Origin of the sequence: Collinsella sp. TF11-5AC, assembly GCF_003436775.1 — a bacterium.
Taxonomy (GTDB): domain Bacteria; phylum Actinomycetota; class Coriobacteriia; order Coriobacteriales; family Coriobacteriaceae; genus Collinsella.
Genome location: NZ_QSQO01000020.1, coordinates 1 through 12,554 on the forward strand (window position 1 = coordinate 1; position 12,554 = coordinate 12,554).

11 protein-coding genes are annotated in these 12,554 nt (G+C 57.9%); 8 read left to right on the top strand and 3 right to left on the bottom strand.

What is annotated here, in order from left to right:
- Positions 1-149 precede the first annotated feature (149 nt).
- On the bottom strand, positions 150-617 hold the full coding sequence (locus DXD16_RS10225) for a hypothetical protein (RefSeq protein WP_147326474.1): 468 nt from the start codon (positions 615-617) through the stop codon (positions 150-152).
- 277 nt (positions 618-894) lie between these two features.
- Here DXD16_RS10225 and DXD16_RS08155 point away from each other — a divergent pair, with 277 nt between their 5' ends.
- Entirely contained in the window at positions 895-1,326 is a 432-nt protein-coding gene (locus DXD16_RS08155; protein ID WP_117635977.1) for an Hsp20/alpha crystallin family protein, read from the top strand.
- A gap of 81 nt (positions 1,327-1,407) precedes the next feature.
- Here the strand turns inward: DXD16_RS08155 and DXD16_RS08160 are convergent, their stop codons facing one another.
- Positions 1,408-2,217 (bottom strand): MBL fold metallo-hydrolase, encoded by an 810-nt coding sequence (locus tag DXD16_RS08160; protein WP_117655759.1) that lies wholly within the window; start codon positions 2,215-2,217, stop codon positions 1,408-1,410.
- A gap of 48 nt (positions 2,218-2,265) precedes the next feature.
- Here DXD16_RS08160 and tilS point away from each other — a divergent pair, with 48 nt between their 5' ends.
- The 5 genes from tilS (at position 2,266) to DXD16_RS08185 (ending at position 9,004) form a co-directional block, all read left to right on the top strand.
- Positions 2,266-3,807 (top strand): tRNA lysidine(34) synthetase TilS, encoded by a 1,542-nt coding sequence (gene tilS, locus DXD16_RS08165; RefSeq protein WP_199408182.1) that lies wholly within the window; start codon positions 2,266-2,268, stop codon positions 3,805-3,807.
- A gap of 147 nt (positions 3,808-3,954) precedes the next feature.
- Positions 3,955-4,503 (top strand): hypoxanthine phosphoribosyltransferase, encoded by a 549-nt coding sequence (hpt, locus tag DXD16_RS08170; RefSeq protein ID WP_055251779.1) that lies wholly within the window; start codon positions 3,955-3,957, stop codon positions 4,501-4,503.
- A gap of 61 nt (positions 4,504-4,564) precedes the next feature.
- Entirely contained in the window at positions 4,565-6,643 is a 2,079-nt protein-coding gene (ftsH, locus tag DXD16_RS08175) for an ATP-dependent zinc metalloprotease FtsH (RefSeq protein ID WP_304529373.1), read from the top strand.
- A 189-nt stretch (positions 6,644-6,832) separates the two neighbouring features.
- Positions 6,833-8,017 (top strand): pyridoxal phosphate-dependent aminotransferase, encoded by a 1,185-nt coding sequence (locus DXD16_RS08180; RefSeq protein WP_117655761.1) that lies wholly within the window; start codon positions 6,833-6,835, stop codon positions 8,015-8,017.
- 165 nt (positions 8,018-8,182) lie between these two features.
- A complete protein-coding gene (locus DXD16_RS08185; RefSeq protein WP_117655762.1) occupies positions 8,183-9,004 on the top strand; it encodes a phosphatase in 822 nt (273 codons plus the stop codon).
- Positions 9,005-9,083: 79 nt separating this feature from the next.
- Here the strand turns inward: DXD16_RS08185 and rlmD are convergent, their stop codons facing one another.
- Complete coding sequence (gene rlmD / locus DXD16_RS08190) at positions 9,084-10,517, bottom strand: 23S rRNA (uracil(1939)-C(5))-methyltransferase RlmD (RefSeq protein WP_117655763.1); 1,434 nt, start codon at positions 10,515-10,517, stop codon at positions 9,084-9,086.
- Between the two features lie 339 nt (positions 10,518-10,856).
- On the opposite strand from rlmD, the gene DXD16_RS08195 reads away from it, so the two are divergent.
- Together DXD16_RS08195 and DXD16_RS08200 are read left to right on the top strand one after the other, a co-directional pair.
- A complete protein-coding gene (locus DXD16_RS08195) occupies positions 10,857-11,717 on the top strand; it encodes a transporter substrate-binding domain-containing protein (RefSeq protein ID WP_117655764.1) in 861 nt (286 codons plus the stop codon).
- A gap of 150 nt (positions 11,718-11,867) precedes the next feature.
- Positions 11,868-12,521: an amino acid ABC transporter permease gene (locus DXD16_RS08200; protein ID WP_233502679.1), complete on the top strand. Its 654-nt coding sequence runs from the start codon at positions 11,868-11,870 to the stop codon at positions 12,519-12,521.
- Positions 12,522-12,554: the final 33 nt, after the last annotated feature.

Here is a 12,554-nt window from a genome sequence, read left to right on the forward strand (position 1 = left end):
GGCCAGGGCGCCGCTGACCGGTGGACGGCACCGAGCCGTCGCAAGACTTGAAGAAGGGGGAGGCCTCGCGGCCTCCCCCTTTTTTGCGTTTACGGGGCGTGAATGACTCAATTACACCAGACGATCTTGTTGTTTTCGGTATTGAGCCTTTATTTAAAGAAAATAAATCGTATAACAAGGGCAACTGCTATGGCCGCAATGATCATAAGCAGGATTGTCAGCTGATGCTGCTTGCGTCGTTTACTTGACGAAACGAAGATTGATTTTCCCTGTTTTGGAGTCTCGAGATAGCGAGCCGAATGCGTCAAGGTTTGCTTGGGTCGAGGCCCTCTTTGTTGATGAGCGGCGGATGCTTTCATCGGCTCATCACTAACTGCACTGTTTTTAGATAATGGTGCGTCTTTCAGATATACAGGGTCTCCCGAGGCAACGCCCATATGTTTACGTCCCGTTTGGGCATCCTCGAGCGTTTGATATCGATTTCTCGTCACATAATCGGGCTCAGGATCATTAATGGGCTCTTGCGAGATGTGAGGGCGATGGAACCGTGGCGGCTGCGTAGAAGTATCTTCGCCCTGTGTCGGCATAAACATATTGTTCTGGTTTTGGTCGTCCATGATGCCCTTTAGCTCGTTACCAACAACGCGTACGCGCTCATTGTAAGCCCCTTGTTATTTGTAGCTGCGAACATACTTCTTATTTAAGCTCTGGTTCAAAGAACCTTAACCTTACTAAGACCTTAGTCATACACACTTAGATAAGCTTATAGTACTGGACTCAAAAAACTTTATAGTCGATGTATATATGAGCACTGGGTGGGCATATATAAGAGCGTCAAAAGAAGTCCCAGTCACCTAGAAGATGGCTCGGCAGTCCTTAAAAGGAGTGGTAAACATGGCAAGCATGGTTCCTTATCGTTCGGTTTTTGGCGTTCGTCCTTCTGCTAGCTCGCTGTTCGATCTGTTTGATGATATGACCGACCTTGCAAACAACTCGATTGCCTCCAAGGCGTTCCCCGTTGACGTTGAGGACAAGGGCGATGGCTACGAGGTCAAGGCGTATCTGACCGGTGTCGCCAAGGATGACATCGACGTTGAGCTCAATGAGGGTCGCCTGTCCATCAGCGTGAACGTCGAGGAGAGCGCCGAAAACGAGGGTAAGAACTTCCTCCAGAAGGAGTTTAGCTCGTACAGCGCGACGCGTGGCGTATATCTGAAGGACGCTTCGAGCGAGGGCCTCTCTGCAAAGTATGCTGACGGCATCCTCACCGTTACGGTTCCTAAGATCGTCGAGAAGAAGAACGTCACGAAGATTTCTATCGACTAACGATGGCTCTGCTTCAATCGAGAGTATGGATTAAGGGGGCTGGGAAGTGATTCCCAGCCCCCTTTTGTTGTCTTGAGTGGGCTATTGAATAGTTGTCGGTTGATACTGACTTGCAGGGCGTATAGAGAGCTTCCGTGGCCCTTGAAAACAGGTGGCTGAGCTGCCGAGTTCATCATCGAGACTTGCATCAAGCGCGTTGGCATAGCTTTTGACGGTAAGGCTTGGACGATTATTGTCCTGGCTGATATGCATGGCGATGAGCTGTTCGGTGCGATCGGTAACAAGTTCGCGCGCGGCTTCGGCGGCCTGGTTGTTGGAGAGGTGCCCCTTTGTGGACAGGATGCGCTCCTGAAGAAAGCGGGGGTACGCTCCTTCGCGCAGCATAGCTACATCGTGGTTGCTTTCGAGCGCGAGAACTCGACAGTCTTTGAGGATGCCTATGGCCTTGCTCGATAACTCTCCGGTGTCGGTGGCAAACCCAATGGAATCATCAAGAGCATTAAATCGATAGCCGACAGGATTGATGACATCGTGCGATGTTGAGTAGGTTTGCACGTGGATGCCGGCAATGGGGAGCGTGTCGCCGGGGTCAAATTCCTCTACGGGCAGGCGCGCGAGGTTTTCTTTGCATGAAAGGGTGTCCCTGCTGGCAAAGAGGGGACCATGCCAGTGCTTGCACCATACATCGAGCCCCTTGATATGGTCACCATGCTCATGGGTGATTACAAGAGCGGCGACGTCGTCTGCCGAGAGGCCAAGCTCCGCCATGCGTTTAAGTGTCTCGCGGCGGGACAGGCCGTTGTCGATCATGATGAGCCCCTGAGGTCCCTCGACGAGTGCGCAGTTGCCTTTTGAGCCGCTGCCGAGGATATGAAGGTGCAGGCGAGACATAAGATTCCAAAGGATACAATGAGTGCGGACGAATAGAGGAGGAAGCGAATGCCAACGGTATCTCAGCACTATGGACATCATGCCGCGCCGAGGACGGATAAGAGCGCCCTGGCAACGCGGCAGGCCGCTGCCCCCGTAGTGCTCATGGTATCAGGCGGTGCGGACTCGACGGCGCTGCTCCTTATGGCTTGCACATCAAAGCTGGATATCCAGGACGGGCGCGGCGTCGCTCCCATTGCGCGCGAGCGATTGCACGTGCTGCATGTAAACCATCATCTGCGCGGGGAGGCATCCGATGGCGACGAGGCCTTTGTACGTGACCTGTGCGCACAATACGGTTTGCCGCTGTGTGTTGAGCATGCCTATTTTGATGACGAATCGGGCAATATCGAGGCTGCGGCTCGCGAGGTGCGCTATGCCGCGGCACGGAGATACGTTCGCGAACTTTGTGCCGAATCGGGCGCACCGCGGACGGCGGCTCGTATCTGTACCGCGCATACTTCGTCGGACCGCGCGGAAACATTTTTGATGAATGCCATTAAAGGGTCGGGTCCCGCGGGTCTATCGAGCATTCCGCGCCGTCGGAACATTGTGGTTCGCCCCTTGCTCGACCTCACGCATGATGAGCTCGTGAGCTATCTGCAGGTGCACGGTCAGCCGTGGCGGGAAGATGAAAGCAACGAGGACGTTTCGTACCTGCGCAACTATGTGCGCCATCGGGTGATGCCGGTGGTGGCGCAGCGCAACGCGAACGTCTGTAAGACGATTGGCGCCGCTTGCGAGATCTTAGGCGATGAGGATGCCTTTCTTTCCCAGCTTTCCGCACAGGCGTTCCGAAGCTGCCTGCGTAAGGAGGCGGCGGGTGCACTGGTCCTTGACGCTCGTCGACTGGCCGCGGCTGAGGTGGTAATCGCGCGGCGCATCGTGAGACTGGCGATTAAACGCATCGATCCGGACGCTCGTCCAGAGATGCGACATGTGGAGCGAGTCCTTTCCTGCGTTGCCGAGGGCGCCGGCTCGGTCACGCTTCCGGCGGGGATTGACGCACGCATTGAGTTTGGCATGCTGGCGTTTAAGGCGCCGGTGGCTCGCGAGGGCCTGGTCGCGGACTGGGTTACCGTACCCGGTCGTTTGCCGTTGGGCGGGGGACGTGTGCTGGTCGCAGAGCCGATGGCCGTTGAACCGGGATGCGATATCGTGCGCCGCGCCCGTGAGCTTGCGGCTGCCGGGGAAGTGACAGCTTTGGTAGACGCGGCTGCCCTGGGTTTTGCCGACAGCGATAGTGAGCGGATCCTGGCGGGCTCGCGTGGCGAGATCCCTGCCGAGGCGCGATTGGCGCGCCTGTGGGTGGACGGTCCCGCACCGGGAGATGTGATGTGCCCGTTGGGGATGAACGGCCGAAGCAAGAAAGTGTCAGACCTGCTGAACGAGGCTCGTATTCCCGTTTCTGAGCGCGCAGGCGTTCCTGTGGTGAGAACGGCTCCGGGAGGTGCCGTGGTATGGGTCGCCGGAGTTCGCGCGGACGAGCGTTTTAAGTGCACGGCCGCAACGCGCGTGGCATATCTGCTCCGCGTGGTCGATGCGGAATAGCGTCCCACGCCAGCTATTCTGTGCGACGTTGACGGTATTCCCGCGCTGATGGCGTACGGGCTGGAAAATATACCCCGTGCGCTGCTAGAATGTGAAGTTCGCGTCCATACGGCGGTGTGTGGGCGATAAGCACAAGAAAGGGTTGTCATGGCTTCTCAACATCCGGATATCGAGAAGGTTCTGTTTACGCAGGAGGATATCGACGGTATCGTCTCTCGCCTAGGCGAGCAGATTACTCGCGACTACGCGGGTAAGGATCTGGTGCTGATTGCGGTCCTGCGCGGCGCCGTGGTCTTTATGGGCGACCTGATGCGCAAGATCGAGCTGCCGACCAACATCGATTTCATGGCCGTTTCGAGCTATGGCGACGGTGTGAAGTCCTCGGGCATCGTGCGTATCATTAAGGACCTGGATATCGACATCCGCGGTCGCGACGTGCTGATCGTCGAGGACATTCTGGACTCGGGCCTGACGCTCAAGTATCTGATGAAGAACCTCGAGAGCCGCAAGCCCGCTTCGCTGGAGGTTGCCGCCTTCCTGTGGAAGGACGTTGAGGACCGTACCTCGGCCGTCACGCCCAAGTATGTTGGAACCCATTGCCCCGATGCCTTTGTGGTGGGCTACGGCCTCGACTATGCCGAGCGCTATCGTAACCTTCCGTATCTGGGCATTTTGAAACCGGAGGTTTATTCGTAAGATGCCCGACGACCGTAACGATAACAATTCCCAGACTCCCCGGGAGCCTAAGATCCCGGGGATGCCCGGAGGCAAGAAGCCCACGCGTACGGGCTGGCTGTATTTTATTTTGGCTTGCGCGCTTCTGGGCTACGCCTTCTTTAACATGGGCTCCGGCTTTGCCAATTCCAGCAATACCGTAAAGCTCGCGACGAGCGAGATGGTTAACGCCATTAAGCAGGATCGCGTCGAAGATTTGACCTATACGGTTCAAGACGGAAGCGTGGCGGGTCATTACTGGAAGACGAAAAAGGACAAGGGTGACACGAGCGAGCTCAAGAGCTTCTCCTCGACCTATGTCGGCTCCGATTCGCTTGCCGAGCTTATGGCGGAGCACCCCGATACCAAGTACATCGTCAACACCAATGACCCCGATTTTTGGGGCGACTTGGCGATGAGCGTGCTTCCGACGATCGCCCTGATCGCCATCATGTTCTACTTTATGCGCCAGATGATGGGCGCCAACAGCAGGAACATGCAGTTTGGCAAGACCAACGCCAAGACCAACGAGGCAACGCGCCCCAAGGTCAAGTTTGAGGATGTTGCCGGTGTGGACGAGGCAGTCGAGGAGCTCGAGGAGATTCGCGACTTTTTGAGCGATCCGGACCGCTATCGCAAGCTGGGCGCCAAGATTCCGCGCGGCGTGTTGCTGGTTGGCCCTCCGGGTACCGGTAAAACCCTGCTGGCCAAGGCCGTCGCCGGCGAGGCGGGCGTGCCGTTCTTTAGCATCTCGGGTTCCGACTTTGTCGAGATGTTCGTGGGTGTCGGCGCCAGCCGCGTGCGCGACCTTTTTAAGGAGGCCAAGTCTCAGGCTCCGTCAATCATCTTTATTGACGAGATCGATGCCGTGGGACGTCAGCGCGGAGCTGGCTTGGGTGGCGGTCACGACGAGCGCGAGCAAACGCTCAACCAGCTGCTGGTCGAGATGGACGGTTTTGAGGAAAGCGAGTCGGTCATCCTGATCGCCGCGACCAACCGTCCTGACATCCTGGATCCGGCATTGCTGCGTCCCGGTCGTTTTGACCGTCAGGTTACGGTCGACCGTCCGGATGTGAAGGGCCGCGAGCAGATCTTGCGCGTGCATGCCGAGAACAAGCCGATGGACGAGGATGTAAAGTTTGAGAAGCTCGCCCAGATGACCGTTGGCTTCACCGGCGCCGATCTGGCAAATCTGCTCAACGAGTCTGCACTGCTGGCTGCGCGCCGCCATCGTTCTGTGATCTCCATGGACGAGGTCGAGGAGTCGATGGAGCGCGTGATTGCCGGTCCGCAGCGCAAGGGTCGCGTGATGACCGAGGCCGAGCGCACCACGATTGCCTACCACGAGAGCGGTCACGCCCTGGTGGGCCACATCCTGGAGCATTCCGATCCGGTCCACAAGATCTCGATCGTCAGCCGCGGTCAGGCGCTGGGCTACACGCTGCAGCTTCCGCAGGAGGACCACTTCCTCAAGACCAAGAACGAGATGCTTGACGAGCTTGCCGTGTTCTTGGGCGGCCGCGTTGCCGAGGAGCTCATGTGCGACGACATCACGTCGGGCGCGAGCAACGATCTGGAGCGCGCGACCAAGATGGCGCGCGAGATGGTTACGCGTCTGGGCATGAGCGAGGAGCTTGGAACGCAGGTGTTTGGTGAGGCACAGCATCAGGTATTCCTGGGCCGCGATTACGCCGATCACCAGGATTACTCCGAGGAGACGGCGCGCCGCATCGATATCGAGGTTCAGCGCATCATGCGCGAGGCCCATCGCCGTGCGGTCGAGATTTTGGATGCCCGTCGCGATCAGCTCGATCTGATGGCCAAGGTGCTGCTTGAGCGCGAGACCGTCGAAGGCGACGCCGTGAACGCCCTGCTCGACAACGAGTGGGATGCCTATCTTGAGCGCGAGGGCGATATCCTGGCGGCCAAGGAGGAGCGCAATGCCAAGGCGGCCGGCATGCCGACCAAGAAGCGTGCGCCTCGTATGAGCGAGGAGGAGCTTGCGGCGGACGCCGCGGCATTTGCGCAGGCGGCTATGCAGGAAGATGCAGAGACCGCATCCGATGATGCCGGCGATGACTGTGCCGTCAATGCCGGCACTGACACCGACGACGACAAATAGTCTTTGTGGCAAAAGCCTCTGCGGGGAAACCTGCGGAGGTTTTTTCTTTTGAGCGATATGGGGCCGTCTGTTGATTGGGGCCAGACTTAAATGAGCGTTTTCACGCATTTAAGTCTGGCCCCAATCAACATTGCTGCGGCACTTTGCCCGACTAAAGCGTACAATAGCGCCTATGCGAAAGGGGAACAGATGATCAACGAAACTATGTTTGCTCGCGGTGCGGAAAGTTCCATCATCCGTGAGATTTTTAGCTATGGCCTTGAGCGCAAGGCACAGATCGGTGCAGAGAACGTATTCGATTTTTCGCTGGGAAACCCGAGTGTTCCGGCGCCTGCCGCCGTGGCTGAGTCCATTAAGAAGGCCTTGGAGCTGCCGAGCGACCAGCTGCATGGATACACGCCTGCACCGGGTTTGCCGCAGTGCCGTACCGCCGTGGCTGAGTCGCTCAATCGCCGTTTCGGCACGAGCTATGAGGGCAAGGACGTCTTTATGACGGTGGGTGCCGCGGCTTCGCTCACCTGCACGCTCAACGCGATTACCAATCCGGGCGACGAGGTCATCGTTATCGCTCCGTACTTCCCGGAGTATCGTGTGTGGATTGAGAAGGCCGGCTGTACGTGTGTCGAGGCGCTCGCCGATGAAGATACGTTCCAGCTGAGCGTGGATAACGTGCTCAAGGCGATTACCGATAAGACGGCTGCCGTCATTATCGACTCGCCCAATAACCCGACCGGCGCTGTGTATACGCGCGATACCTTGACGCGCCTGGCTAAAGTTTTGTGCGAGGTCAACGCCAAGCGCGATCCCGAGAACCCGATTATGCTTATCTCGGATGAACCGTATCGCGAGATTGTATACGGCGCCGAGGTGCCTTGGGTGCCCTCGATTTACGAGCACGCCGTCGTGTGCTATTCGTACTCCAAGTCGCTGTCGCTGCCGGGCGAGCGCGTGGGCTGGATTTTGGTTCCCAACACCAACCCGCAGGCGGCGCGTCTGATGCCGGCTGTTGCGGGTGCCGCCCGTACGCTGGGCTTTGTGTGCGCACCGGCGCTCTTCCAGCGCGTGATCATCGACTGTATCGATGAGCCGAGTGATGTCGAGGCCTATGCGCGCAACCGCACGGCGCTCACCGACGCACTAGCGGAGTACGGCTACACCTATGTCGAGCCGGAAGGCGCGTTCTACCTGTGGGTGAAAGCGCTGGAGCCCGATGCGAATGCGTTCTGCGCGCGCGCGAAGAAGTACGAACTGCTCGCGGTTCCCTCGGACAGCTTTGGCATGCCGGGCTGGTTCCGCCTTGGCTATTGCGTGAGTTACGAGACGATTATCAAATCGCTACCCGCTTGGAAACAGTTGGCAGACGAGTATCGTTAAAAGTAAAGCGCTCTGCTTACAATGTTTTACGTGAAACGGGGTTTGGTTTTAAGCCAGACCCCGTTGTCTATGCCGTTGTGTGATTGGGATGAAGCAGTTTTACGACTGCCGAAAGCTATGCGTACAATGAATATACGCGACGGCCATGCCGGATAAGGAGATCCGATGCCCTACCTGCTTTCTTGTGATATCCATACCCATACGATGTTCTCTGCGCATGCATATTCGACCATTGAGGAGAATGTGTACTGGGCGGCAGAGCGTGGCCTGCAGGTGCTCGGATCTGCCGACCATCTGAGCTCTATGGTTTCACCTTGCCCCAATGACCTGCGCAGTTACCAGTTCTTTATCAACCAGGATATCTGGCCGCGCATTTGGAGCGGCGTACTGGTACTGCGTGGCGCCGAGGCCGATATCGTTTCGCTGGACGGAAGCCTGTTTGGCGAGGACACTCCTGTCACGCTCGATATTGCTGGCGATTCGTACAGCCGCCAGCATTCGCTGTTCGATTTGGTTACGCGCAATTTGGATTATTTGGTTGCAAGCGTGCATAATCCGCAGATTGCCGAAGGTGCGACGTTGGCCCAGGCGACCGAGATGTATATCAATGCCCTGGAGCACCCCAAGGTGTTCATGCTGGGCCACGCGGGTCGCTCGGGCGTTCCGTTTGATATCGATGAGGTGTTGTTGGCGGCCAAGGCCAAGCACAAGATTATCGAGATCAACAACCATAGTCTTGAGCATGGCACCGATGCCGAGCATTGGAGCGTGTGCCGCAAGATTGCCGAGCGCTGCGCCGAGCTGGGCGTGGGGATTGGCGTCTCGACCGACGCGCACATTGGTATGGCGATTGGCAAGCTCGAGCAGGCGCGCAAGATGCTCGATGAGATTCACTTCCCGCTGGATCTGATCGTGACGCGCGACCGCGAGACGCTGCTGCGCGAGATGGCGGCTGCCGGCGTGTGTGACCTGCGCAAGAGCATGTAACGGGCTCATATAGCCAACGAAAGGGGGGCGGTCCAGACGGGCCGCCCCCTTTCTTGTCCCAAAAATCGACCGGGGTGGGTTAGCGGCGCTCGAGGATCGCTACGGTTTCGGTGTGGTCGGTATGGGGGAACATGTCGACCGGCGTGATCTTGAGCAGGCGATAGCCTCCGTCGAGGAGCTGGTGCAGGTCGCGCTCTTGGGTCACGGGGTTGCAGCTGATATAGGTGATGCGGCGCGGTTTGAGCGCGCAGGCGGCCTCGAGGAACTCGGGGGTGGAGCCGGCGCGCGGCGGGTCGATGGAAAGGACGTCGACGCGTTCGTTGTTGTCGGCGGCATCGAGGATGTAGTCGGTGGCATCGTCGGCCATAAACCATGCGTTGCGAGTAAGGCCGTTGAGCTCGGCGTTGCGACGTGCGTCAGCGATGCCGGCGTGGTTGCGCTCCACGCCAAGCAGCATGATACCGATGCCCTTGTCCTGGGCATCCTTTGCGGCGCAAAGGCCGATGGTGCCGCTGCCGCAGTAGGCATCCATAAGCACGTCGCCCTGGCGTAGGTCCATGCCTTCGATGGCGAGCCGGTAGAGCAGCTCGGTCTGCTGCGGGTTGGTCTGGTAGAACGCAGTGGGGGAGATGTCGAACTCACAGCCGAGCAGCTGGTCGCGCATGCATTCGGCGCCATAGACGATGCGAGTCTCCTCACCCAAGATGGCGTTACCGGGACGGCCATTGATATTTTGGGCAACGGTGACGATATGCGGATCGAGTGCGGCGACGGCCTCGAAAAACTCCTGCGCATGCGGCAGATCGCGCTGGGCAGTCACGAGGGTGACCATGATCTGGTCGGTTCGCCAACCGCAGCGAACGACGGCATAGCGAAGCAGACCCAGGTGCTTATCCTCGTTAAAGGCGGGAATGTGCAGACGTTCGGCCTCGCGAGCGATGCCGTTGAGAATCTGACGAGTGCCCGGCGCCTCGACAGGGCATTCAGGAACAGCAACGATCCTGTGCGTCCCACGTTCAAAAAAGCCGCAGCGGACAGCGCCCTCTTTGCCGGGAGCAAACGGAGTGGCAGCCTTATGACGAAAACCACGCGGCGCAGGATACTTGCCCGGGTCGCCCAGGGTAACACCCATACCGCGAATGGGATCAACGGCAACACCCTCGCGCTCACAGAGCTCAGCAAACAGCTCCTCCATAGCAGCCTGCTTGGCCGCCAACTGCTTCTTATAAGGACGATTGAGCGCCGTGCACCCACCGCAAGCTTTCATGATCGAACAGGGAGACTTGGGATCCACGGCCTTACGCGCAGGCTGAGCCGAATCCTTGCGCGAGCCTTTGGAGCGAACGTGAGGCGCCTTATCCCCGCCCTGACGAGAGCCAGAACGCTTGGTCTTAACCTTGCCCTTCGCATCCTGAGACGACTTGGATTTCTTAGAAGATTTTTTCTCTTCCGACCCCTCAGCCGCCTCGATCAAAGCACGACGAGCCTTACGCTCCGCACGAGATTCTGCCATGAATTAACCCCACTAATGTATAAATTGAAAGCTGAAAGCATTGTACCGTTCCAAGTTAAAGGACGATATACAAGCGGCCATTTCATGACAGTGATAAGTTCAACGAAGGTTGCCCGCCGGGTGCCGGGGCAGGAGTTAAGTTTGTCGCGAGTTCCGCACGAACAGGAGAGCACTTAATGTGCTCTCCGTCGTGAGCAGGACTGTAGAGCAGCAAACTTAACCCCTGCCCCGGCACCCGGCGGGCAAACCCTCCCTTGTACTCTATCAAGGTAAAGTGTATGATTCTGAACGTTACATGACTCACTTTACCTAACTAAAGTGCTATCGAGGGGGAATACCATGAATACCGATATGTCTCGTCGTCAGTTTGTTGGTCTAGCCGGCTCGCTCGCCACGGTGCTTGGCCTTGGTCTTGTCGGCTGCGGCGGTGGTGCTGGCAAGGGCTCCGCTGCTGGTTCTGCCGCGGCCAAGGATGTGAAGGGCGCCGCGGAGTCCAAGAAGCTCGTGGTGGGCTTTGACAAGTCCTACCCTCCGTACGGCTTTGTGGGCGATGACGGCGAGTACACGGGCTTTGACCTTGACCTTGCCAAGGCCGTTGCCGATAAGCAGGGCTGGGATGTCGATTACGAGGCCATCGATTGGGATGCCAAGGACACGCTGCTCAACTCCGGCGCCATCAACTGCATCTGGAACGGCTTTACCATGGAGGGCCGCGAGGACGACTACACGTTCTCCGAGCCGTATATGCTCAACGAGCAGGTGTTGGTGGTCAAGAAGGACGCGGGTATCAAGAGCTGGGACGATCTTGCCGGCAAGACCGTGATTACCCAGACTGATTCCGCTGCGCAGGATGTGCTCGAGGGCGACCAGAAGGATCTGGCCGCGACGTTTGCCACGCTCGATACCATCGGTGAGTACAACACGGCGTTTATGCAGCTCGAGAGTGGTGCGGTCGATGCCGTTGCCTGTGACCTCTCGATCGCTCAGTATCAGCTGGCCGCAAAGCCCGATGCCTATACGCAGCTTGATAAGCCGCTGTCCAGCGAGCACTACGCCGTCGGCTTTAAGAAGGGCGACACCAAGTCGGCCGACGCCGTGACCGAGTCGCTCAAGGCGCTCTATGAGGACGGCACGGTCAAGGACCTGTGCGACAAGTATTCAAGCTATGGTCTTTCCTTCGACAACTGGGTGCTCAAATAGCGGCTTTCCCAGGCACCCGATTTTGCCGTTCAAACCGTCGCTTGCGTACATTTAGTACGCGGCGCTCCTCTTTCACGGCAAACTCGGGCACCTGGAAAACCCGCTTTAGCATTGGGTTCGCTGTTCCGTTACTGTGAAAGAGAGCTTGGGTTGTCTATTCAGGTCATGATGCAGATGCTTGGCCAGGGATTCTTGGTCAGCTTGCAGCTGTTTGTGCTGACGCTGTTGGGGTCGATTCCGCTGGGAATTCCCGTGGCGTTTATGCGCATGAGCAAAATTGCGCCGCTTCGCTGGATCGCGCGCATCTATATTTCGGTCATGCGCGGCACGCCGCTTATGCTGCAGATGTTTGCGATCTACTTTGCCCCGTACTACGTGTTTGGCATCTCGCTCACGCCCGATTCCAAATGGACGGCGTGCGTCGTGGCATTCATCATCAACTACGCCGGCTACTTTGCCGAGATCTATCGCTCGGGCCTGCAGTCGATTCCGCGCGGTCAATATGAGGCCGCCGAGGTGCTGGGCTACTCGCGTCTGCAGACGTTTCTGTATATCGTGATGCCGCAGGTCGCCAAGCGTATTCTGCCGGCGATGGGCAACGAGATCATCACACTGGTCAAGGACACGTCGCTGGCGTTTGCCATTGGCGTGGGTGAGATGTTCTCGACCGCCAAGGCGCTGGTCGCCTCGCAGGTGAGCATGGTGCCGTTTGCGATTGCGGCGTTGATCTACTGGGTCTTTAACTTTGTGGTCGAGATGCTGCTGGGCGCTGCCGAAAAGCGACTTGACTACTACCACGACTAGCCTGTTCCGTCGTGCTTTTCAAACACATGGAGG